We start from the raw sequence: 23,277 nt of genomic DNA, 5'->3' as shown, positions 1-23,277 counted from the left end.
CGAGGGATGCGCTATGGGGTTTTTGCATAAAGTGGCCTGGCTCGGCCTGATTCTGCTGGCCGGTTTCGGCCAGGCCAGCGCCGCCACCGCCGCCAAGGATGACAGTCAGGCGGCCATCGCCCTGCTGGAAAAAGCCTTGGCCTACTACCACGACAATGGCGACAAGGCCTTCGCCGCCTTCAGCCGCCAGGGTGAGTTCGTCGACAAGGATCGCTACGTGTTCGTCCTCGACACCAAAGGCGTCATGCTTGCCAGTGGCGGGCCGTCATCGGCGCTGATCGGCCGTGATGTCAGCGAAGTGCTCGGGCCGGATCTGCAGAAGGCGTTCAAGGATGCGCTGAAAGTGCCGGAAGGCAACGGCATCCAGCAGGCCGAATACCGCTGGCAGAATTGGGCCGACGGCAAGGTCGAGCGCAAGCATGTGTTTTATCAGCGCGTCGGGCAGCGCATTCTCGCGGTGGGTTACTACTTGCCACGGGCTTCGGCTGAGCAGGCCAAGGCCTTGCTGGACAAAGCCGCGACGGATCTGGGCAAGGACGAGAAGGGCACGCTGGTTGCGATCAACTCGCTCAAGGGCGGATATCTGCAGGATGACCTGTATGTCTTCGTGGTCGATCTGAACAACCAGCGTTATGTCGCCCACGGCACCAATCTGCGCTTGATCAACACTGATTTTGGCAAGGTCAAGGACCCGGAAGGCAAACCGGTGGGCGAGCCGATTCTGGCGCTGATCGGCAAGCAGGATGAAGGCGAATATGAATACCGCTGGAAAAACCCGGTAACCGGCAAGATCGAGGACAAGCATGCGTACCTGAAAAAGGTCGGGCATTTCCTCGTCGCGGTGGGTTACTACAGCCCTTGAGAGAACACCGTTCCCTTGTGGGAGCGAGCCTGCTCGCGAAGCGGTGTGTCATTCAGCTATGTGTCGGCTGACACCGCGCATTCGCGAGCAGGCTCGCTCCCACAGTGGTATTTGTTGCGGCAATTATTTCGCGCCGTGCTCCCGTCCGCGCAGCAGGTTGTTCGGCATGGCAATCGCCGCTGCCAGCCCCAGCAACGACACTGCCGTGCTGACCCAGAGCAAGTGGCGGAAGGTCACCAGCAGCTCCGCGCGCAAAGCGTTCTGCGCTTCACCGGGTGCGGCGTTCAGGCCATCGAGCAGGACGTTGCCCGAATGCCCTTCGCTGATCAGCGAACTGTTCGCCAGGTGGGCGAAGCTGGAATCGTGCAGCAACGCCAGCAGCAGCGCCGACATCAACGCCACGCCCACCGCGCCGCCCAGTGAGCGGAACAGGTTGGTGGTGCTGGTGGCGACGCCGATGTCGCGTTGTTCCACCGAGTTTTGCGTGCCGACCAGCGAGGTCGGGAACTGCATGCCGCCGGCGATGCCGCTGAGCAGCATGAACAGACCGCTGAGCAGCGTTGCTTGTGGCGGACTGAAGGCCATGCCGAGAATCGAGATCGGCATGAGGATCGCCCCGGTGAGAATCTGCGGTTTGTAGCGTCCGGTAATCGAGGTGCGGCGGCCGGCGAAATAGGCACCGATCGGCAAGCCCATCGCCAATGGCAGCAAGTGCAGCGCTGCGCTGTCGGCGCCAGCGCCGGTGACGCTTTGGAAACGCAATGGCATCAGCACGATCAGCGAGATGGCCTGGAAACTGGTGAAGAAGATCGTGCACCAGCACAGCAGCGCGCTGCGATTGGTGAACAAGTGCATCGGCAGCAATGGCTCACGTGCACGGCGTTCATGCCAGACGAACAGCGCCAGCACCACCACGGCGCAGGCGAACAGGCCGAGCACTTCGCCGCTGCGCCATGAATGACCCTGGCCGACTTCGGTGATGCCGAGCAGCAACGCCGTGAGACCAATGATCATCAGCACCGTGCCGAGGTAATCGATCACCGGTTTGCGCTGCGGAATCGGCAAGCCGCGCAGGTTGCGCCGTGCCACCCACCACGCGCCAAGCCCCAGCGGCAGGTTGATCAGAAACACCCAGCGCCACGACAGGTATTCGGTCATGTAGCCGCCGAGCACCGGGCCGGCGACGCTGGCCACGGCGTACATGCTGCTGAAGTAACCCTGATAGCGCCCGCGTTCACGTGGCGGGACGATGTCGCCGATGATCGCCTGACTCACCGAGATCATGCCGCCGGCGCCGATGCCCTGAAGGATCCGCGCCAGCACCAGTTGCTCCATGCTCTGCGCCATGCCGCAGAACAGCGAGGCGAGGGTGAACAGGCCCATGCCGAACAACATCAGTTTGCGCCGCCCGTACAGGTCGCCGAGTTTGCCGTAGATCGGCACCGCCACGGTCATCGCCACCATGTAACCGGAAATCACCCAGGCCAGCAGGCTGACGTCCTTGAATTGCGCGGAGATCGCCGGCATCGATACGGCGACGATGGTCTGGTCCAGCGCACCGAGGAAGATCGCCATCATCAAGGCGACCAGCACGCTGCGAATGGCCGGTTTGGGCGTTTCAGGTTGATTGAGAGTGGTCACGGGCGAGCCTGCGGGCATTGATGGACCCGCGCGGCCATCGCGCGCGGGTGGATGCTCGCAGTGTAAGTCGGTAGGAAGCTATTCGATAGCCTCGTACGGAAGCCCGACGTAATTTTCTGCAATGGTTTTTTGCCCGGCTTGCGAGCTGACAAAATAGTCCAGTTCCGAAGCGCAGATGCGCTGGCTGAATTCATCGTGCTCGTCGAAGCGATGCAGCATCGACGTCATCCACCAGGAAAACCGTTCGGCTTTCCACACCCGGCGCAGGCAGATTTCCGAGTATTTTTCCAGCAGATCAGTGCGGCCTTCGCGATAGACCTTCAGCAGAATATTGAACAACGTGCTGACATCGCTGGCCGCCAGGTTCAAGCCCTTGGCGCCAGTGGGCGGGACGATGTGGGCGGCGTCGCCGACCAGGAACATCCGGCCGTATTGCATCGGTTCGACGACAAAACTGCGCAGCGGCGCGATGCTTTTTTCGATCGAAGGGCCGGTCACCAGTTTTTCCGCGAGGGCATCCGGCAGGCGTTTTTTCAGCTCATCCCAGAAACGCTGATCGCTCCAGTCATCGACGTTTTCATCCGCCGGGACTTGCAGGTAATAGCGGGTACGCGTGGCCGAACGCATGCTGCACAAAGCGAAGCCACGCTCGTGGCGGGCATAGACCAATTCGTCGTGAACCGGCGGCGTGTCGGCGAGAATGCCCAGCCAGCCGAACGGGTAGACCCGCTCGAAGATCTTCAGGCAATCGGCCGGAATCGACTGCCGCGCGACGCCGTGGAAACCATCGCAACCGGCGATGTAATCGCAATCGACGCGCCAGCTTTCACCGTCCTTTTCGAAGGTGACGAAAGCTTCGTCGCTTTTCATGCCGTGGGGAACGACATTGCTCGCCTGATAAATTGTCGGCGCCCCCGCGTCCCGACGAGCGGCCATCAGGTCGCGGGTGACCTCGGTCTGACCGTAGACCATTACTGTTTTACCGCCGGTCAGAGCGTGCAGATCGATGTGCACCTGACGCCCGTCCAGCGCCAGATCGAAGCCGCCATGAACCAGACCTTCGGCATCCATTCGCTGACCGACGCCGGCTTCACGCAGCAGCTCTACCATGCCTTGTTCAAGCACACCGGCACGGATGCGCCCAAGAATGTAATCAGGCGTCTGGCGTTCGAGGATCAGGGTTTCGATGCCAGCGTTGTGCAGCAACTGGCCGAGGAGCAGTCCGGAAGGACCGGCGCCGATAATGGCGACTTGGGTTTTCAGGGGTTTCATTGTTTTTATGACTCGCAAGCTTCACGCAGCAACAGCCGGTGAATGATTTTATGGATCGAGTGCTTGCATTTTTCCCTTGCGGGTCTGTCAATTGAAGGTGAAAACTGAGCCGATACCTGTACATTCTGCCAATCGGTGCGATTATCGCCCAAAAACCAGAGGCCTGGATTGAAGTATGAACAAGCCTGCCCTGCCTTCTATTCCGGTGTTCAAGCTCTACGGTGAAAGCCTGGACTGGCCGACCCCGGACTTGCTGCACTGTGAAACCATTTCCTCGCGCAGTCGCGAACATCAATGGGAAATCAAACCTCACCGCCATGCGGATCTGTGCCAGCTGCTGTTCGTTTTCAAAGGTCAGGCAGAGCTCGAAATCGAAGGCCAGCGCACGCAGCTTGAGACTCCGGCGATACAGGTGCTGCCACCGTTATCGGTGCACGGGTTTCGTTTTTCCGAGGATGTTGAAGGCTTCATCGTCACCTTGGCCACGCCGCTGATCAATCATTTGCAGGCGCAATTGGGCGATTCGGTACACGCGCTGGCCCGGGCGGAAAATTACCCGGCCGGTAAGGATGGCGATTATCTCAACAGCCTGTTTTCAGCCTTGCAGGCCGAGTACAACGGTCATCAACCGGCGCGGGAAATGCTCATGCATTCGCTGGTCAGTGTGATCATGGTCTGGGTCAGCCGTCAGGCGATCGTCCGCCACAAGGCCAGCCAACGGCCGCAACGCCAGCGCGAATACCTCAACGGTTTCATTCAGTTGGTGGAAGAGACTTACCGCCAGCACGTCAAGGTCGAAGACCTCGCCCATCGCCTGGGCATCTCCGTGTCGCATCTCAACGGCACCTGCCGTGAACTGGCCGGGCAACCGGCGTTGCAGATCATGCACGAGCGTCAGTTGCTGGAAGCCAAGCGCCTGCTGACCTACACCAGCATGACGATTTACGAGATGTCGGAGCTGCTCGGTTTTTCCGATCCGACCAACTTCACGCGCCTGTTCCGTCGCCGGGTGGGGATTTCGCCAAAGGCATTCCGCGACCGCTTGAAGGCCGAGCAACAATCCTGATGCGCTGATGAGCCCTGTGGGAGCGAGCCTGCTCGCGAATACGGTCTTTCATTCAGCAACTAGGCTGGCTGACACAGCGCATTCGCGAGCAGGCTCGCTCCCACAGCAGTTGCATTCCAGCGCAGGTCTATCAGCGCAATGCGTTCAGCGTGGCATTGTGCGGAATACACCGCTCATAGTTGCAGCTCGCATACTCACGCGGCAGCTGGCGCAACTGCTCGACCCGCCAGGCAGCGGTGCCGTACAGCGCCAGCGTGGCGGCGCAGGTGATGAAGATGGCGGCGTATCTTTTTGTTTTGATGTTCATGGTGTTCGACCTCTGAACGTCTACCTTGCGGTATTACTTTGAGCATAGGTCAGCGGCGCGTACTTGCCAGCGAGTGCGCTTGAGGATTTAGCCGGCCATTCAGCGAATTGATGCCTATGTGGGAGCGAGCCTGCTCGCGAAGGCGGTGGTCCAAGCGACATCAATGTTGAATGTACTGGCCTCTTCGCGAGCAGGCTCGCTCCCACAAGGGATCGGGTTTACAGGCCGGCATCCCAGGCCGGGGCCTCGGGAAAGCGCTGCACAAGAAAGTCGAGCATGCTGCGCAGTGCCGCCGGCATGTGTTTGCGTGAGGCGTACACCGCGTAGATATTCATCTGGCGCGGTTCTGCGTGTGGCAGCAAACGCAGCAGTTCGCCGCTGTGAATATGCACGCCAGCCTGGTAGGTCGGCAGCATCGCCACGCCCGCGCCGGCCAGGGTTGCGCGCAGGAGGGTGCTGGCCTCGTTGGCGCTGATATTGCCCTGCACCGGCACCGAAACCGGTTCGCCATCCTCCTCGAAATGCCACAGGCTCTTGCCGAAATAGGAATGGGTCAGGCAGTTGTGTCGGCTCAGTTCCTCCACCCGCAGCGGCGCCGGATGCTCAAGCAGATACGCCGGTGCTGCGCAGACCACCGAGCGGCACACGGTCAGGCGCCGGGCGATCAGATTCGGATCAAGATCATTGCTGGTGCGAATCGCCAGATCGATGCGCTCATCGACCAGATTCACCGTGCGGTCGAGCATCTGCAGATCGATGCTCACGCCGGGGTAAAGCTTGACGTATGCCGCCATCGCATCGGCCAGTTGCGCTTGGCCAAACGAGGTGCTGACGCTGATCCGCAGCAATCCGCGCGGCGCGTCATGGGGTTCACTGACGGCGGCCTGCATGTCGTGCGACAGGTCGATCATCTGCCGGCAGCGCGGGAGGATTTCGCTGCCGGCGGCGGTCAGGCTCAATTTGCGCGTGGTGCGGTGCATAAGCCGCGCGCCGACCCAGTCTTCCAGCTCCGCCAGATAGCGCGACACCACCGGCCGCGACAGGTCGAGGTGGTCGGCCGCCGCCGACTGGCTGCCCAGGTCCACGACCGTGACGAATACCCGCATTGCTTGAAGCCGATCCATGATTTGCCCGCTTTCAGAAACAAACTATGTCCAAGCATCGCATTTTTTGTACTGAGTCTGGCAACTAAGCTCTGTTGCATCGCCAGACTGGCATTCGCAATCCGGAGCAACACATGATCGGCTTTACCCCCTTCAAACGCGTTCTGCTCGCCGCAGCATTTTTCGGCTTTGCCGCCCATGCATCCGCTGCCGAGCTGAGCCTTGATGTCTACAACCCGGGCACCCAGGCGATTTTCCCGGTCAGCTCGGTGCTGGTCAGCGGTGAGAAAGAAGCGATTCTGGTCGACGCGCAATTCGGCAAATCCCAGGCTGAGCAGGTCGTGGAAAAGATCCGCGCCAGCGGCAAGCAATTGACCACCATCTACATCAGCCATGGCGACCCGGATTACTACTTTGGCCTCGACACCCTGACCAAGGCATTCCCGCAGGCGAAAGTGCTGGCTTCGCAGCCGACTGTCGATCACATCAAGCACACCGTCGACGGCAAACTGGCCTACTGGGGGCCGAAAATGGGCGCCGACGTGCCGGCGAAAACCATCGTCCCGGACGTGCTCAAGGGCGACAGCCTGACCCTCGAAGGCAAGCAATTGCAGGTGATCGGCCTCGACGGCAAGCAACCGGATCGCAGCTTCGTATGGATCCCGTCGCTCAAAGCAGTGGTCGGTGGCGTAGTGGTCGCCGAGAACATTCATGTGTGGATGGCCGACACCCAGACCGCGCAATCCCACGCCGATTGGCTGCACACCCTGCACACCATCGAAAGCCTGAAACCGCAAACCGTGGTGCCCGGTCATTACCTGGGTGACAGCAGCCGCTCGCTGGCCAGCGTGAAATTCACCGCCGATTACATCAAGGCCTTCGATGCCGAAACCGCCAAGGCCAAAGACTCCGCTGCACTGATCGCGGCGATGAAAAAACGCTACCCGCAGCTGGGCGAGGAAAGCTCGCTGGAGCTCAGCGCGAAAGTCGCCAAGGGCGAGATGCAGTGGTAAGCCGAACCTGAACACGCAGCATTTTCAAGCCAACTGGAGAATGTCATGAGCAAGATCGCAATCATTGGCGCCACCGGCCGTGCCGGTAGCCAATTGCTGGAAGAAGCCCTGCGTCGCGGCCACAGCGTCACCGCCATTGCCCGCGATACTTCGAAGATCGGCAGCCGTGCCGGTGTCGTCAGCAAGAGCCTCGACGTGCTGGATTCGGCGGCGCTGCAAGCGGCGGTGGCCGGTCACGACGCAGTGATCAGCGCAGCGCATTTCGCCACCGTCCCGGCCTCGGCGATTGTCGGACCGGTAAAACAGGCGGGCGTGAAGCGCTTGCTGGTGGTCGGCGGCGCCGGTTCGCTGTTGCTGCCGGATGACACGCGAGTGATCGACAGTGCCGGTTTCCCGGCCGAATACAAAGCCGAGGCGAGCGCAGGTGCTGAGTTTCTTGATGCGTTGCGTCACGAGCAGGAACTGGACTGGACCTTTTTGTCGCCGTCGGCGGAGTTCGTCGAGGGTGAGCGCAGTGGCACATTCCGCGTCGGCAAGGATCATCTGTTGGTCAGTGCCGAAGGACGCAGCTGGATCACATTTGCCGATTACGCGATTGCGCTGATTGACGAAGTGGAAACGCCGAAGCATTCGCGCCAGCGTTATACCGTCGGGTATTGAGTCAAGCCTTTTCCCCTCACCCCAGCCCTCTCCCGGGGGAGAGGGAGCCGACCGAGTTGTCTTGGGTCACACATTGACCTGAACGACCGTGTCGATTATGGATTCGGCGTGGCTGTGTCAGGTCGATGAATTTCTTGAGTATCCCCAATCAGTTCCCTCTCCCTGGGGAGAGGGAGCCGACCGAGTTGTCTTGGGTCACGCATTGACCTGAACGACCATGTCGATTATGGATTCGGCGTGGCTGTGTCAGGTCGATGAATTTCTTGAGTATCCCCAATCAGTTCCCTCTCCCGGGGGAGAGGGAGCCGACCGAGTTGTCTTGGGTCACGCATTGACCTGAACGGCCGTGTCGATTATGGATTCGGCGTGGCTGTGTCAGGTCGATGAATTTCTTGAGTATCCCCAATCAGTTCCCTCTCCCTGGGGAGAGGGCTAGGGTGAGGGGAGAGGCTTCAGCGCAAATGAGCCTGCTCAACCAGCCAGAGCATCAGTTCCTCAAGTTGCGGCGAGGGTTCGGCTCCAGCAGGCACCACCACGTAATACGCCAACCCCGTCTTCACCTTCAACGCAAACGGCATCACCAGTCGTCCAGCGTTCAGATCATCACCAATCAGCGACCAGTCCCCGATCGCCACCCCCGTGCCGTGCGAGGCCATCGACATCGCCTGATCCAGCGTTTCGAAATGCTGCCCGCTGCCAAGGTTGCCCAGTCGCAATCCCGCCGCGTCGAGCCACACCGACCAGTCCTGAATGTCGTGGGTCGGGTGCAATAACAAGTGTTCCTGCAGGTCCTTTGGTGAATTCAGCGCCGGCGAGCCTTTGAGCAGTTGCGGTGAGCAGACCGGTGTCAGTTGCTCGTCGAACAGATGCAGTGCGCCTGGCGAATTGTCCGGCGGCGGACCGTAGATAACCGCGGCGTCGAATTGCTCGCGCTGGAAATCCACACCGTGTTGCAGCGAGGCCGTCAGTTTCACCGGCACGTCCGGGCGTTCCTTCTGCCATTGCAGCAGACGCGGCAGCAGCCAGCGCATCACGCAGCTCGGTGCCTTGAGTTGCAAGGTTTGCCGCGTCTGACCGATCTGCTCGGTCGCTTCACTGATCAGCCCGAAGACCTTTTCCACTCGCGGCAGCCATTCGCGGCCTTCGGCCGTCAGCGCCAGACCTCGGGCCAGACGGATGAACAGCGGATAACCGAGCTGTTCTTCCAGCCCGGCGATCTGCCGGCTCACCGCGCCCTGAGTGATGTGCAACTGCTCGGCGGCGCGAGTGAAATTGCAGCATTGCGCGGTGATCCAGAACGTATGCAGAGCGGGCAGGGGTGGCAGGCGTTTCATGGCGATCCGAGGTATGACGTGGCGACATGGCTAGTATGACTTTTAATCGATTGTTGCTGCCAGTTGCGCACCGTTCCAATGGGCACTCCACGGACCCTGTGGGAGCGAGCCTGCTCGCGAAGACGGTTCAAGGTTCGACACGGATGTTGGCTGGACCGCTTATTCGCGAGCAGGCTCGCTCCCACAGGGAGTGTTCAGTGAATGAAAGGGCAATCAACATGGCAACGTGCGGCGAAGTACTGGTCAGGCTGTTGGAAAATTACGGGGTCGAGCAGGTGTTCGGCATTCCCGGTGTGCATACCGTTGAGCTGTACCGAGGCCTTGCCCGCTCAAGCATCAACCACGTCACGCCTCGTCATGAACAGGGCGCCGGGTTCATGGCTGACGGCTATGCGCGTACCAGCGGCAAACCCGGTGTGTGTTTCATCATTACCGGCCCGGGCATGACCAATATCACCACGGCCATGGGCCAGGCTTACGCCGATTCGATTCCGATGCTGGTGATCTCCAGCGTGCAGTCGCGCAGTCAGTTGGGCGGTGGGCGCGGCAAGTTGCATGAGCTGCCGAACCAGAGCGCACTGGTCGGCGGCGTCGCAGCGTTCTCGCACACGCTGATGTCGGCTGCCGAATTGCCGGTGGTGCTTGCTCGCGCTTTCGCGCTGTTCCAGGCCGGGCGACCGCGTCCGGTGCACATCGAAATTCCGTTGGACGTGCTGGTGGAAGAGGCCGATGAATTGCTCGCCAGCCTGCCGGTGAATATCGATCGCGCCGGCGCCGCACCGGCTGCCGTGAGCCGCATGAGCGAAATGCTGGCCAGCGCGCAACGTCCACTGATTCTCGCTGGCGGCGGTGCTATCGACGCGGCGCCGCAGCTGACCCGACTCGCCGAATTGCTCGACGCTCCCGTGGCGCTGACCATCAACGCCAAAGGCATGCTGCCGACCAGCCATCCGTTGTTGATCGGTTCGACGCAAAGCCTGGTCGCCACCCGCGCACTGGTCGCTGAAGCCGACGTGGTGCTGGCGATCGGCACGGAGCTGGCCGAGACCGATTACGACGTCACTTTCGCCGGCGGCTTCGAGATTCCCGGCAAGCTGCTGCGCATCGACATCGATGCCGATCAGACCGTGCGCAACTACCCGCCGCACGTCGCACTGGTCGCTGATTCGCGCAATGCCGCGCAAGCATTGCTCAGCGCCTTGTCGCACCAACCTCTGGCCGAGCGCCGCAATGATTGGGGCCAGGTTCGCGCCGCGCGTCTGCGTGATGAATTGGCGGCGAGCTGGGATGCGCCGACGCTGGCGCAGACGCGTTTCCTCGAAACCGTGCTGCACGAGCTGCCTGACGCGGTGTTCGTCGGCGACTCCACGCAACCGGTGTACACCGGCAACCTCACTTTCAACCCCGAGCGTCCACGTCGCTGGTTCAACGCATCCACCGGTTACGGCACCCTCGGCTATGCGTTGCCGGCGGCGATTGGTGCGTGGCTCGGCGGCCAACTCGACAACGGCGCGCGCCCGCCAGTGGTGTGCCTGATCGGTGACGGCGGCTTGCAATTTACCCTGCCGGAACTGGCCAGCGCCGTTGAAGCACGGGTGCCGGTGATCGTGCTGCTGTGGAATAACCAGGGTTACGAGGAGATCAAAAAGTACATGGTCAACCGCGCCATCGAACCGGTCGGCGTGGACATCTACACCCCGGATTTCGTCGCCGTGGCCAAGGGCCTCGGTTGCGCCGCGCAAGCCATCAGCAGCATCGACGAATTGCGCGCAGCGTTGCGTAAAGCGACGGACCGCCAAGGCCCGACGCTGATTGAAATCGACCAGAACCAGTGGATGCAGGCGGTGGCCCAATGATCAGCTTTCCAACCACACTCGACGGGCTCTACATCAACGGTCAATGGTCGTCGGGCCGCGAACATCTGCGGGTGATCAACCCCGCTACCGAAGCGCTGCTGACCACCGTCAATGGCGGTGACGAACAGGCCGTCGACCAGGCGATCAGCGCGGCGACCGAGGCGTTCAAACACTGGTCGACAACCACCGGCGCCGAACGCGCTGCGATCCTGCGCAACATTGCCAACGGCGTGCGCAACGGTCGCGATCACTTGATGAATCTGCAGTCGAGTAATAACGGTAAACCGCAGTTCGAAGCGGCCATCGATGTCGATGACGTGATCGCCACTTTCGACTATTACGCCGAACTCGCCGAAGGCCTCGACGCCGGGCAGGACAGCAACGTGCCGCTGCCCAGCGATGACTTCAGCGCACGCCTGCGTCGTGAGCCATGCGGTGTGGTCGGGCTGATCGTGCCGTGGAATTTCCCCATGGTCACCACCGCTTGGAAGCTCGCCCCGGCGCTCGCCGCCGGTTGCTGCGTGGTGCTGAAACCTTCTGAAGTGACGCCGTTGCCGGAGCTGGAACTGGCCGCGATCATCGCTGCATCCGGTTTGCCCGACGGCGTGTTCAATCTGGTCTGCGGCACTGGTCTGGCGGTGGGCGCGCCGTTGTCGGCGGATCCACGCATCGCCAAGATTTCCTTCACTGGCAGCAATGCGGTTGGCGTGCAGGTAATGCAACGCGCTGCTGAAACCGTGAAGGGTGTGAGTCTGGAGCTGGGTGGCAAATCATCGTTGCTGGTGCTGGCGGATGCCGATCTGCAGCTGGCGGTGGAACTGGCTTGTGGTGGAGCGTTCTTCAACGCCGGGCAGATGTGCTCGGCCACCAGTCGGGTGCTGGTTGCCGAGGAATTGATGGATGAATTTCTTCAGCGCCTGCAAAAGCGCGCAGAGGCGATTCGAGTGGCCGATCCGTTCGATCCGGACGTGGAGATGGGCGCGCTGGTCAATCAGGCGCAGTACCAACGGGTGCTTGGGCATATTGATCGCGGTTTGAGCCCCGGGGCGAGGTTGGTGTGCGGCGGTAATCGTCCGGCGCATTTGCCGCGCGGTTATTTCCTGCAACCGACGGTGTTCACCGACGTGCCGCTGGACAGCGCCTTATGGCGTGAAGAGATTTTCGGCCCGGTGGTGTGTGTGCGCAGTTTCGGCAGCGAGGCTGAAGCGATTGCCTTGGCCAACGACAGCCAGTTCGGCCTGGTCGCGAGCGTAGTGACACGCGATGCCACCGCAGCAGATCGTGTGGCCAATGCCTTGCAGGCAGGGCTGGTGTGGATCAATGCTCCGCAGGTGATCTTCCCGCAGACGGCTTGGGGTGGGTACAAGCAGAGCAGTGTCGGCCGCGAACTGGGGCCTTGGGGGTTGGCGGCGTTTTTGGAGATCAAGCACGTCGTGCGCGCGGTGTAGAAGCCTGCCCTCACCCCAGCCCTCTCCCGGGGGGAGAGGGAGCTGACCGAGGTGTCTTGCGTTCTCCGTCGACCTGAAAAACCGAGTCGATTATGGATTTGAAGGTCATCAACCCAACGCCGGGTTGGCCTGGCTTGGCTGATTCCGGATTCAGCACCGATATCGCAAGTCGATGAACCTCTCCAATATCCCACAATCGGTTCCCTCTCCCTCTGGGGAGAGGGAGCTGACCGAGGTGTCTTGCGTTCTCCGTCGACCTGAAAAACCGAGTCGATTATGGATTTGAAGGTCATCAACCCAACGCCGGGTTGGCCTGGCTTGGCTGATTCCGGATTCAGCACCGATATCGCAAGTCGCTGAACCTCTCCAATATCCCCCAATCGGTTCCCTCTCCCTCTGGGAGAGGGCTAGGGTGAGGGGCTTCTATGGAGTTACACCGACAGCCGCAACCGCGCCAGGTCCCGCAACGGTGGCGCACCAAACAGTCGGCTGTACTCACGGCTGAACTGCGACGGACTTTCATAGCCCACCCGATACCCCGCCGCCGACGCTTCCAGCCCTTCGGTCAACATCAGCCGACGCGCCTCTTGCAGGCGCAACTGTTTTTGATACTGCAACGGACTCATCGCAGTCATCGCCTTGAAGCGATGATGCAACGTCGACACGCTGAGGTTCACTTCCCGCGCCAGATCATCGATGCGCAGCGGTTGCTCGAAATTGCCGTTGAGCCATTTGATGGCCTGGCTGATGCGATGGCTCTGGCTATTGGCAATCGCAATCTCATACAAACGATGACCCTGCGGACTACGCAGCAGGCGATAGAGAATCTCCCGGCGAATCAGTGGCGCGAGCATGGCGATGTCTTTCGGCGCGTCGAGCAGCCGCGCCAGCCGCAGCACTGCGTCGAGCATGGCGCTGTCGATTTTTTCCACGTACAGACCGCGTCCGGTCGGCCGCGTCGGTACGCCCATCGGGCCGGCGTCGGCGATCAGCGCGGTGATTTCGGTCGGATCAATGTCGAGGCGCACGGCGAGGATCGGTTCTTCCGGCGAGACATTGACCACGCGCCCGCTGAGCGGCATCGAGACCGACACCACCAGATAATTCAGCGGGTCGTAGTTGAAGAACTCGTCGGCCAGGCGCACCTCTTTGCGCCCCTGCGCCATGATGCACAGCGCCGGCTGCGCGAGCACCGGGGCAAAGTCATGGGACTGGGTGTGGCGCGACATCACCAGCGAACCGATCGCGGTCTGGTAGCTGCCATCGTCGCTGGTGTTGCGGCGGATGATCGCCGCCAGCTCCGCGCGCTGCTTTTCCATGTCGGCGCTGGGTTCGGCTTGAAAACGATCGAATGACGTCATGCACGGCATCCTCGGCAAGTGAGGGGGGAATGCAGCAGAGCATATGTTTGTGCAAGCGGCGGCGGTAGACACATTCTGCCAAATGCTTGCCTGATTCTGCCCGCAGGTGCGCACAGGTCTCCCGCCATACGATTCTGTAGGAGCTGCCGAAGGCTGCGATCCGTTGATCTTCGAAGCAAAAGCACAAGATCGCAGCCTTCGGCAGCTCCTACACAAAACGCGTATGACAGACGTGTTGCGCGGGTTTACAGGTTGTTACAGGTCGTCTGCGCAGTCTCGCAGGATTGTGCAACGCGAAGGCAGGAATCGACTAACGGCGCAGCCGCCCCGGCCCTTAACCTTTGCTTCAGTCGCAGCCCGTCCCCCGGCTGCCACGCGATTTCATGGAGGGTTGATCATGTCCAAGCAGATGCCTGTCAGTCATATGGCCTTCGTTCGTGCCCAGCCCGGGCGCTCGGCGGAACTCGGTGTGCGCCTGAGCGCATTGATCGAAGTCTCGCGCGCGGCGCCCGGCTGCCTGAGTTTTTCCTTGCAACAATCGCAGTGCGACGCCGACCTGTGGCTGGTCAGCGGCTACTGGAGCAGTCAGCAAATGATGACGGCGTATTTCAACAGTCCGTCGATGGAAGTCTTCGCTGAGCTGGTGCAGGACCTGGTGGTCAACAGCCTCGACTTCCACACGTTCAGGGACGTTTCCGCCGCGCAGGCCCTCGGTCAATGCGCGGCGCCGATACACAAACTCGCCGGTTGAGGGTTTAATGTCCGGCTTATTTGATTGAGCCAGGATCCGCGACATGGCACGTAAAGAGTTTGAACGCTTCGAAGCAGTCTCCGCAGTCGTCCCCGTCGAGCTGGGCGGCAACAAGGGTTATTACGCGGCGATCGCGGTCAAGGCCCTGGTCGATGGCGGCGCCCCACGCTTTCACAAATTGCTCAATGAGCAGGTGTTCCCCGGCGCCATTGCTGCCGATGACGCAGCCATCAACGAACTGGACAAGCTCAAGGGCGTCACCGATGACGCCGAGCTGATCTGGTAATTACTTCTGCGCCCCCGGGCGCCACATCTTGAACAGCGCCTCAGGCCCCAGCTGGAAATAATCCGCCGGCCCGCCGCCGCGCAGAATCGGTTGTGCGGCGGCGGTGTCGTAGATGCCGTCTTTCAGCAGCCATTTGGCGATGTGCACCGCGACCACCTCGCCGAGGATCAGCCAGCTCGGCACGGTTTCGCCATCGGCGCGTTGCAGCTGGATGATCTGCGTGACCTTGCACTCGAAGGACACTGGACTCTCGGCGACCCGGGGGACCGAAATCACCTTTGACGCCACGGTCGTCAGCCCCGCCAGTTCAAACTCGTTGACCTCAGGCGCGACCATCGCGCAGCTCTGGTTCATCTGCTCGGCCAACGGGCGGGTGGCGAGGTTCCAGACGAACTCACCGGTCTGCTCGATGTTGTTCAGACTGTCTTTGCGCCCGACACTGGAAAAACCAATGATCGGCGGCACGTAGTTGAAGGCGTTGAAGAAACTGTACGGCGCGAGATTGAGTCGGCCTTCGGCATCCTGCGAGGAAATCCAGCCGATGGGGCGCGGGCCGACGATGGCGTTGAACGGATCGTGAGACAGGCCGTGGCCGTTGGCGGGTTCGTAGAAGTGGATGTCATCGGGCATGGGGAGCGGATTCCTGAGCTGCATTCGGATGCAGCCATAGTGCAAGGACCCAGCGCATATTTCCAGCCAGACGCGAGACCCCGTAGGGTTCGTGGCAGGACACAGATTTTGTGGCCTGCCAGCGATGCGGTGCGATCAGTCAGTGACGATCCGCGAGTGCTTCTGGGTATCTTTCATGGTGATGTACACCAGCAGCGACACGGCAATGCACGCGGTGACGTACCAGTAGTAACCGGTTTCCATGCCGATGCTTTTGAACCACAGCGCGATGTATTCGGCAGTGCCGCCGAAGATCGACACGGTCAGTGCGTACGGCAGGCCGACGCCCAGGGCGCGGATTTCGGTCGGGAACAATTCGGCTTTGACCACCGCGTTGATCGAGGTGTAGCCGCTGACGATGATCAACGCCGCCATGATCAGGAAGAACGCGCCCCACCAGGTCTGGATGGTGTGCAGGGTCATCAGGATCGGCACGGTGAAAATCGTACCGAGCACGCCGAACGCGATCAGGATCGGGCGACGACCGATCTTGTCCGACAGGCCGCCGATGATCGGTTGCAGGCACATGAACAGGAACAGCGTGGCGGCGGAAATGGTGGTCGAGTCGGAGATGCTCATGCCGACCGTGTTCACCAGGTATTTCTGCATGTAGGTGGTGTAGGTGTAGAACGCCAGGGTGCCGCCCATGGTCAGGCCGACCACGGTCAACAGCTCTTTCGGGTGGCGCATCAAGGTGCGCATTGCGCTTTCCTTGGATTTCTCTTTTTTGGTGAACGACTCGGTTTCTTCCATGCCGCGACGCAGGTACAGCGCCACGACCGCACACAGCGCACCGATGGCGAACGGGATACGCCAGCCCCACGCGTAGAGCTGTTCAGTGGTCAGCATGTTTTGCAGCACGATCAAGACGCCGAGGGCGATGAGCTGCCCGGAGATCAGGGTCACGTACTGGAAGCTGGAGAAGAAGCCGCGACGTTCCTTGGTCGCCATCTCGGACAGATAAGTCGCCGAGGTGCCGTACTCGCCGCCGACCGACAGGCCTTGCAGCAGGCGGGCGAACACCAGCAGGATCGGCGCGCCGATGCCGATGGTTTCATAATTCGGGCTCAGGGCGATCAGCAGCGAGCCGAAGCACATCAGGTACACCGAGGCCATCAGCGCTTTCTTGCGCCCGACCTTGTCGGCGTACATGCCCATCAGCCAGCCACCGATCGGACGCATCAGGAAACCCACGGCGAAGATCGCTGCGGTGTTCATCAGTTGCGCAGTGGTGGAGCCGGCGGGGAAAAAGGTTTTCGCGAAGTACAGGGAGAAGGCGGCATACACATACCAGTCGTACCACTCGACCATGTTGCCGACAGAGCCGCTGAAGATCGATTTGATCCGGCTGGCGGTGGTTCTCGGTTTGGCCGGCACGGCAGCCGACCCAAGGGGCAGGGCGTTGGAGTTATCCATTGAAGGATCCTTCGTTTAATTGTTTTTGTGGAGCGCGTCGGAACGCAGCCTGCCAGGGCTATAGCAGGAGGTGTGCCAAGGGGTGAGGGGCCGGTTTAGAGGGGGTAGCGGGGAGGAGTGAGCGGATTTGTGCCGACTGATTGGGCTGAGTGAGCGGATTTCCGCTTACCGCGTGAAGATCAAAAGCCCCTCACCCTAGCCCTCTCCCAGAGGAAGAGGGGACTGACCGAGGTGTTCTTGTGGGTTAGATCGACCTGCAATATCGAGTCGAATACAGATTCGGGAGAGCATGGAGATCGGCTCCCTTCCCCCTCGCCCCCCTGGGGGAGAGGGCTGGGGTGAGGGGGATGGATTTCAGCTACACCACAAATCTCTGCCTCACTCCGCCAGAAACATCTCCCGACTCAACCCATGCCGCTGCATCTTTTCATTGAACGTGCGGCGCGGCAGTTGCAGTTCTTCGAGCACGGCTTTCACATCACCTTTGTGCCGGGTCAACGCCGCGCGCAGACATTGCGCTTCGAACGCTTCCTGCTGCGCCGCCAGCGATTGCCCCGGATCGATTCCGGCGACCGGTTCATCCAGCCCCAATACCTGACGTTCCGCGACGTTGGCCAGTTCGCGCACATTGCCCGGCCAGTCATGGCTGAGCAGATGGCTCAACTGCGCGCCTGTCAGCGGCGGAAATGTTCTGCCCAGACGTTGGGCCGCATTGTGGGCGAAGGTTTCAAACAGCAACGGAATGTCTTCGCGGCGATCGCGCAGCGGCGGCAGGCGCAGTTCGGCGACGTTCAGGCGATACGCCAGGTCCTCACGAAAACGCCCGGCGCGAGCTTCGTCGAGCAGGTCCGGTTTGGTCGCCGCGACAATCCGCAAATCAACGCGAATGCTCTGGTTCGACCCCAGCCGCTCAAGCTTTTGCTCCTGCAAGACTCGCAGCAATTTCACCTGCTGGGCCAGCGGCATGCTTTCGATCTCATCGAGAAACAGCGTGCCGCCATCGGCGTATTCCAGCTTGCCGATGCGCTTGCCCGAGGCGCCGGTAAACGCGCCGCTCTCATGGCCGAACAGCTCGGCCTCGAACAGTTGCTCCGGGATCGCCGCGCAGTTCAGCGCCACGAACGGTTTGCCGGCGCGCGGGCCGAAATCATGCAGGCAACGCGCGACCAGTTCCTTGCCGCTGCCGGTTTCGCCCCGGATCAGCACATTGACCGGCAACGTCGCCAGATCCAGCACTTGCCGACGCAATGTCTGCAAGCCACGGGACACGCCGAGCAATGTTGCATCGAGCTTCGCGCGATTGTCGGCCAGTTCGTGCAGGGCGCGGTTTTCCAGGACCAGGCGGCGTTTGTCCAGCGCCCGGCGCAGGCTGCCGAGCAGGGTTTCCGGGCTGAACGGTTTTTCCAGAAAGTCGTAGGCGCCATCGCGCATGGCTTCGACCGCCATCGGCACATCGCCATGGCCGGTGAGCAGAATCACCGGCAGATCGCTGTCGCGCTTTTGCACTTCGGCGAGCAGTTGCAAACCGTCCATGCCGGGCATGCGCACGTCGCTGAGGATCACCCCGGCAAAATGTTCCGGGAGCGCGGCGAGGCATTCTTCGGCACGGCTGAACAATTGCACCTGAAACCCCGACAGGCTCAGCCACTGTTCAACGGCGTCGCGAATGCTGCTTTCATCGTCGACCACCATCACCGAATTGAGCATCAGATATGTGCCTCCAGATCGATTGGCAGGGTTAGGCTGAACACCGCGCCGTGGTCGCCGTTCTCGGCGCTCAGGCGCCCGCCGGATTCATGCACGATGGCGAAGGATACTGCCAGCCCCAGGCCCAGACCGTCACCCACCGGTTTGGTGGTAAAGAACGGATCGAACACCTGGCCGAGATGTTCCTCGGCAATGCCGCCGCCGTTGTCGCTGACGCTCAGCCGCCACAATTGTTCATCAGCCTCCAGACGGATTTCCAGACGCTTGCAGGCTTTGCCGTGCATCGCATCCAGCGCATTGCGCAGCAGGTTGATCAGCACCTGTTCCAGACGAATCGCATCACCGCGTACCCACGCCGGGCGGGTCAGATGCAGCACCAGACTGACCTGTTCGTCACGCAGTCGCGCATCGAGAAGTTGCAGCGATTGATCGACCACCGTCGCCAGATCCAGACGTTCGCGCAAGCCGCTCGGGCTTTTGCGGGCGAAGGTCTTGAGGTGGCCGGTGAGGGCGGCCATGCGCGTGAGCATGTCGTCCACCGGTTTCAGCGCCTTGTAGGCGTCATCGACGCGGCCATGTTCGAGCAGCAGGCGCAGGGTTGCCAGTTGCATGCGCTGGGCGGTCAGCGGTTGATTGATTTCGTGAGCCAGCGCCGCAGACATCTGCCCCAGCGCGGCGAGTTTGGCCGACTGCACCAGACCTTCCTGCGCGGTACGCAAGTCGCGGGTGCGCTCCTCGACCAAGCGCTCGAGTTCTTCACGATTGCGCTGACGGACCTTGGCCAGCCGCCAGCGCTGATTGAGGAACAACAACAGGAACACCAGCGCCAGCCACACGCCAGCGGCGGCCAGCGCGGCGTTGCGCAAATCCTCGAAGGCCACTTGCGGACGGCGCAGCAGGTGCAGGGTCCAGCCTTCGGTCGCCAGCGGCAGCGATTCCCACAGATAATCCGCCGTGCCCTGCGGACCTTCGACCCGGCGCAGATCGCTGTTGTCATCGAAGCGCCGCAGCGGCAAATGGGTCAGCGGAACCAGCGATTGCTTGTCGTACTGGCGGGTGGTTTTGATCTCGGCCAGATCATCAGCGCTCAATGCTCGCAAGGCGCGATAACGCCAGCCCGGCTGATTGGCGATAAAGATGATCCCGCGTGCATCGCTGACCAGCAGCGTGTCGCTGCCCTGGCTCCATTCGCGCTCCAGTTCGGGAAACTCCAGCTTGACCACCATCGCGCCGAGAAACTCGTCGTTGTCGCCAAGTACGGCGCTGGAAAGGAAATACCCGGGAATGCCGCTGGTCACGCCTACCGCGTAAAAACGCCCGGTGCCTTGGGTGCGGGTCTGGCTGAAATAGGGGCGGAAGCCGTAATTGTGGCCAACGTAACTGCTTGGCAAGCGCCAGTTGCTGGCGGCCACGGCCAGGCCGGTGCGATCGAGCAGTTCAAGGGTCGAGGATTGCGCGGCGCCGTTGATCTTTTCCAGCTTCACATTCAATGCCGCTTGCTGCGCTGCATCGACCGGGCCGGCGAGGGCCGAACGCAATTGCGGATCCAGCGCCAGTACGGCGGGCAGGGCGCGATAGCGGTCGATCAGGGTGTGCAAGGAGTTGGCGTACAACCCCAGTTGCTGATTGGCGCGGGCGGCGTCTTCTTCCAGCGCCTGACGTTCCGCGTGGCGCATCGCGAGCGTCGCGGCAATGACCGTGCCGGCGATGATCAGCAGGGAATACAACGACAGACGCAGGGTACGGGAAGTCGGCAGCATGCTGGATGAAAGGTCGGCAGGACGGGCGGGCACGATAGCATGGGCCGAGGTGGCCGGGCGCGCTGTTCGCGCCGGCCGTGTCTGCTAGACAGCTGTCTCCTGTACCTGACGTCGATGCACAAGATTCAACCTCGGCTTCGGCACCGGTCTTGCCTGAGGTTCGGCAGCGAGCGCTCCAGTTGCTGCAGGCGTTCTGTCACGCCTTGCGCCTCGCTTGGCGCTTCGATAGTCGCCTGGGCGGTTTGCATGACCTTGTCGATGGCTTCGAACGGGTCTACACCATTCCTGGACAGCTTCATGACCTGACGCTGTTTTTCTGCATCCAGTGCGTCCAGTTGGGCGTAGAACATCTTCTGGATGTGCTCGGAGTAGCTGTTGAGGTTATCCGTGAAAGTCTTGATGCTGTCGATAAGCGCAGCACCTCCATCGAGAAGAGCCCTCGCGCCGTCTACGGCTTTTGCAGCGCCGTCGCCCAGCGTTTTCAGCCCGTCCTTGAGCTCTTGGGTGTGCAGTGTCTGCGCTGCTTTCAAACCCTTCTTGAAAAAGTGGTAACGCAATACCGGAAACACTATTGCCCCCGCGATTGCCCCTGCGCCGGAACCGATGGCGTTGCCGATTCCGGGTACCACGGTGCCGATGACACTGCCGATGGCGATGCCTTTGCCGATACCGTAAAAGACCGATTTGATGCCGGCCCGGGAGGTGATGAATTTGCCGAACGTCATGCTTTTGCGCACCTCCTCGATGTTCTGGCCTTCAGGAATCAGGCCATCGAACTCGGTGGTCAGGTTGTGCAATTGCTCCGCCGCAGTTTGCGCTTGATCAAAAATACCGACCGCTTTTCTGACCAGGTCAAACACCACTTTGAAGGCACCGGTCTGGTCGACGTGGACGATCGGGTTGTTACCGACAAAACCATACATGTTCAACCCATCCACATCCCCCGCCGGATCCGCACTGACCCAGCGCTGCAACCACGGCGCGTAATAACGGGCGCCGTAGTAGTACAAACCGCTGACATCCATTTCCTTGCCGGAATAACGGATGAAGCGGTATTCGATTTCCGATTCCGGCGCCATCCATGCGGTTTCGCCGAACGGGTAATAGCCTTCTGCGCTGGTGACCACAGCGTCTTCATTGAGCTCCATCACGCAAGAGCCGAGGTGGTCTTCGAGGGTGTAGCGCATCTGGTCGTCTATCGGTGCTGAACGTTGCGCCCAATGCAGGCAGCGCGCGTTACCGAGGCTGATGATGTGCAGCTCTTCGCCGTTGTCCTTGCTGCGAATTTCCAGCCCTGGCAGGTAACGCACCTGGTGGAAGTGGCGGACCTTGTCGGTGAACCATTCAAGACATTTGAGGACCCGCTGGCCCGCGCTGTACTGGTAATACTCGGCATCGTTATCGCTGTCCTGACGGATAACCAGATCCACGCGCTCCAGCTCATTACGGCTGTTCCAGTGCAATGACGGACCGTGGTGCAGCTTGCGTTGATTGCCGTGCGGGTCGAACCAGATGTCGAAGTCCGGCGGCTCGTCACCTGTTTGCCAACGCACCCCGCGATTGCTTTTCTGGTCGATGCACATCGTGCGGGTACGACTGTTGCCGTCGCGCTGATGACGCAACTCGGTCAGATTGCCGCCATCGTCGTAGCTATACGTCTGGGTGTAATTGAGGCGGTTTCGCTCGTCGGGCGGTCGCGGCAGGCCGGGAATGTCCGGGGGCAGGGCGTCGTCATGACCGGTCGCGCGGATCAGGCGATACAGGGAGTCGTAGCTGAATTCACGGTGGCCGTCGACCCGTTGATTGGCGAACCAGGTTGGCTCGAAGGCATGGTCTTCGATGCGGATGATATTGCCGACGCGATCGTAGAAATATTGCAGATCCTGCAATCTGGGGTGAGCGGTTTTCTGACTGGTGCGCGTATGCAGGCGTCCATCGGCCGGGTCATACGTCCACTGACTCAGGACACCGTTACCGGCCAGTTGCGAGATGATCTGATTGTTGGCGTTGTACTGCGCATCCAGCAAGACCTGCGTGACTTTCGTCTCGACTTGCAGCTCCATTTGCCTGAGTTGCCCGGCAAGCCCATAGCGCGATGCTCTGCGATGGCCGCCGGCATCGGTTTGCTCCAGCACCGTGCCCAGCGGGCTGAACACCTGATGGCTGGTGAAAGCCTGTGTGTCCTGGAAAGTTCGGGTTTCCTGCATCGGCTGGCCGGCGAGGGAATAGCTGGATATCGCCAGAACACCAGACGCATCGGTTTGCTTGATCAACCGTCCGCGCAGGTTGTGGTTGGTGGTGTCGGCGCCACCGGCGTAGAGGAAGGTTTCGACCTCTTCCTCTTCCTCCTCATCCTTTCTGGTGACCTGGAGTCTGACGACACGCAGCTGGTCGTCAAAGGTCGATCGCCAGACATGGCCGCGCTCGTCCCAACGTTGCCGAGGCTCACCGGCCAGTCCCGGCAGTACCAAACGCCAGCCGGCATCGACGCTGTCGATTTTCAACACGGTGCCGTTGAGCGAGTAGTGAGTAGTGAGGTTGGGTGCAGATAAGCGCGGATCCCGTTTTTCTAGCAGGCGCCCGGCAGGGTTGTGAGTCTGGCAGGTGATCAGGGGCTTGATTTCTCCATGCGTCGTTGCACACAGATAGGCAATATGCCTGACAACCAAAGCCCGAGGATCCTTGACCTGCACGCTTGGCGTATGGATATGCGTTGATCTATTCAAGGGCCAGGTGCTCATGATTTATCCAGGCGCAGAACCACG

The 23,277-nt window shown here is 61.0% G+C and carries 19 protein-coding genes; 8 read left to right on the top strand and 11 right to left on the bottom strand.

What is annotated here, in order from left to right:
* The first annotated feature begins 13 nt into the window (after positions 1 to 13).
* Positions 14 to 862, top strand: a complete 849-nt coding sequence (locus tag AB4N41_RS02840) for a cache domain-containing protein (RefSeq protein ID WP_095181439.1) — start codon at positions 14 to 16, stop codon at positions 860 to 862.
* A 123-nt stretch (positions 863 to 985) separates the two neighbouring features.
* On the opposite strand, the gene AB4N41_RS02835 is transcribed toward AB4N41_RS02840, so the two are convergent.
* Both AB4N41_RS02835 and pobA read right to left on the bottom strand, forming a co-directional pair.
* A complete protein-coding gene (locus tag AB4N41_RS02835) occupies positions 986 to 2,503 on the bottom strand; it encodes an MDR family MFS transporter (protein ID WP_252876818.1) in 1,518 nt (505 codons plus the stop codon).
* 78 nt (positions 2,504 to 2,581) lie between these two features.
* Entirely contained in the window at positions 2,582 to 3,775 is a 1,194-nt protein-coding gene (pobA, locus tag AB4N41_RS02830; protein WP_252876817.1) for a 4-hydroxybenzoate 3-monooxygenase, read from the bottom strand.
* Between the two features lie 175 nt (positions 3,776 to 3,950).
* Between pobA and AB4N41_RS02825 the strand changes: the two genes are divergently transcribed.
* Positions 3,951 to 4,841, top strand: a complete 891-nt coding sequence (locus AB4N41_RS02825; RefSeq protein WP_024014136.1) for a helix-turn-helix domain-containing protein — start codon at positions 3,951 to 3,953, stop codon at positions 4,839 to 4,841.
* Between the two features lie 130 nt (positions 4,842 to 4,971).
* On the opposite strand, the gene AB4N41_RS02820 is transcribed toward AB4N41_RS02825, so the two are convergent.
* Entirely contained in the window at positions 4,972 to 5,148 is a 177-nt protein-coding gene (locus AB4N41_RS02820; protein ID WP_016773438.1) for a hypothetical protein, read from the bottom strand.
* 218 nt (positions 5,149 to 5,366) lie between these two features.
* The gene (locus AB4N41_RS02815; RefSeq protein WP_218192304.1) at positions 5,367 to 6,272 is read right to left on the bottom strand and encodes a LysR family transcriptional regulator; all 906 of its coding nucleotides are present in this window, start codon (positions 6,270 to 6,272) and stop codon (positions 5,367 to 5,369) included.
* A 113-nt stretch (positions 6,273 to 6,385) separates the two neighbouring features.
* On the opposite strand from AB4N41_RS02815, the gene AB4N41_RS02810 reads away from it, so the two are divergent.
* The gene (locus tag AB4N41_RS02810) at positions 6,386 to 7,264 is read left to right on the top strand and encodes an MBL fold metallo-hydrolase (RefSeq protein ID WP_056789950.1); all 879 of its coding nucleotides are present in this window, start codon (positions 6,386 to 6,388) and stop codon (positions 7,262 to 7,264) included.
* Between the two features lie 45 nt (positions 7,265 to 7,309).
* A complete protein-coding gene (locus AB4N41_RS02805; RefSeq protein WP_252876816.1) occupies positions 7,310 to 7,924 on the top strand; it encodes an NAD(P)-dependent oxidoreductase in 615 nt (204 codons plus the stop codon).
* 452 nt (positions 7,925 to 8,376) lie between these two features.
* On the opposite strand, the gene AB4N41_RS02800 is transcribed toward AB4N41_RS02805, so the two are convergent.
* Positions 8,377 to 9,258 carry a LysR substrate-binding domain-containing protein gene (locus AB4N41_RS02800; protein WP_252876815.1) on the bottom strand — a complete coding sequence of 294 codons (882 nt, stop codon included), beginning with the start codon at positions 9,256 to 9,258 and terminating at the stop codon, positions 8,377 to 8,379.
* A gap of 218 nt (positions 9,259 to 9,476) precedes the next feature.
* Here AB4N41_RS02800 and AB4N41_RS02795 point away from each other — a divergent pair, with 218 nt between their 5' ends.
* Positions 9,477 to 11,114: a 5-guanidino-2-oxopentanoate decarboxylase gene (locus AB4N41_RS02795; protein WP_252876814.1), complete on the top strand. Its 1,638-nt coding sequence runs from the start codon at positions 9,477 to 9,479 to the stop codon at positions 11,112 to 11,114.
* Positions 11,114 to 12,562, top strand: coding sequence for an aldehyde dehydrogenase family protein (locus tag AB4N41_RS02790; protein WP_252878189.1), 1,449 nt, complete (start codon positions 11,114 to 11,116; stop codon positions 12,560 to 12,562). Before AB4N41_RS02795 ends, AB4N41_RS02790 begins: the two co-directional genes overlap by 1 nt.
* A gap of 431 nt (positions 12,563 to 12,993) precedes the next feature.
* On the opposite strand, the gene AB4N41_RS02785 is transcribed toward AB4N41_RS02790, so the two are convergent.
* Positions 12,994 to 13,923, bottom strand: a complete 930-nt coding sequence (locus tag AB4N41_RS02785; protein ID WP_016773445.1) for an AraC family transcriptional regulator — start codon at positions 13,921 to 13,923, stop codon at positions 12,994 to 12,996.
* Positions 13,924 to 14,320: 397 nt separating this feature from the next.
* On the opposite strand from AB4N41_RS02785, the gene AB4N41_RS02780 reads away from it, so the two are divergent.
* The gene (locus AB4N41_RS02780) at positions 14,321 to 14,674 is read left to right on the top strand and encodes a putative quinol monooxygenase (protein ID WP_041479832.1); all 354 of its coding nucleotides are present in this window, start codon (positions 14,321 to 14,323) and stop codon (positions 14,672 to 14,674) included.
* A gap of 43 nt (positions 14,675 to 14,717) precedes the next feature.
* Positions 14,718 to 14,960, top strand: a complete 243-nt coding sequence (locus AB4N41_RS02775; RefSeq protein ID WP_041479831.1) for a hypothetical protein — start codon at positions 14,718 to 14,720, stop codon at positions 14,958 to 14,960.
* On the opposite strand, the gene AB4N41_RS02770 is transcribed toward AB4N41_RS02775, so the two are convergent.
* From AB4N41_RS02770 to AB4N41_RS02750, 5 genes are all read right to left on the bottom strand, one after another.
* Entirely contained in the window at positions 14,961 to 15,590 is a 630-nt protein-coding gene (locus tag AB4N41_RS02770; RefSeq protein WP_252876813.1) for a flavin reductase family protein, read from the bottom strand. It abuts the gene before it with no gap.
* A 135-nt stretch (positions 15,591 to 15,725) separates the two neighbouring features.
* Positions 15,726 to 17,045 (bottom strand): MFS transporter, encoded by a 1,320-nt coding sequence (locus tag AB4N41_RS02765; protein WP_024014128.1) that lies wholly within the window; start codon positions 17,043 to 17,045, stop codon positions 15,726 to 15,728.
* A gap of 378 nt (positions 17,046 to 17,423) precedes the next feature.
* Positions 17,424 to 18,752 (bottom strand): sigma-54-dependent transcriptional regulator, encoded by a 1,329-nt coding sequence (locus tag AB4N41_RS02760; protein ID WP_252868184.1) that lies wholly within the window; start codon positions 18,750 to 18,752, stop codon positions 17,424 to 17,426.
* On the bottom strand, positions 18,752 to 20,512 hold the full coding sequence (locus tag AB4N41_RS02755) for an ATP-binding protein (protein WP_252876812.1): 1,761 nt from the start codon (positions 20,510 to 20,512) through the stop codon (positions 18,752 to 18,754). Before AB4N41_RS02755 ends, AB4N41_RS02760 begins: the two co-directional genes overlap by 1 nt.
* 125 nt (positions 20,513 to 20,637) lie before the next feature.
* Complete coding sequence (locus tag AB4N41_RS02750) at positions 20,638 to 23,253, bottom strand: RHS repeat domain-containing protein (RefSeq protein WP_460138333.1); 2,616 nt, start codon at positions 23,251 to 23,253, stop codon at positions 20,638 to 20,640.
* Between the last annotated feature and the right edge of the window lie 24 nt (positions 23,254 to 23,277).

The organism is Pseudomonas sp. S2_A10 (genome assembly GCF_054668465.1).
Note: the sequence above shows the minus strand (reverse complement) of the source record. Positions and strands in the feature narration are given on the sequence as shown.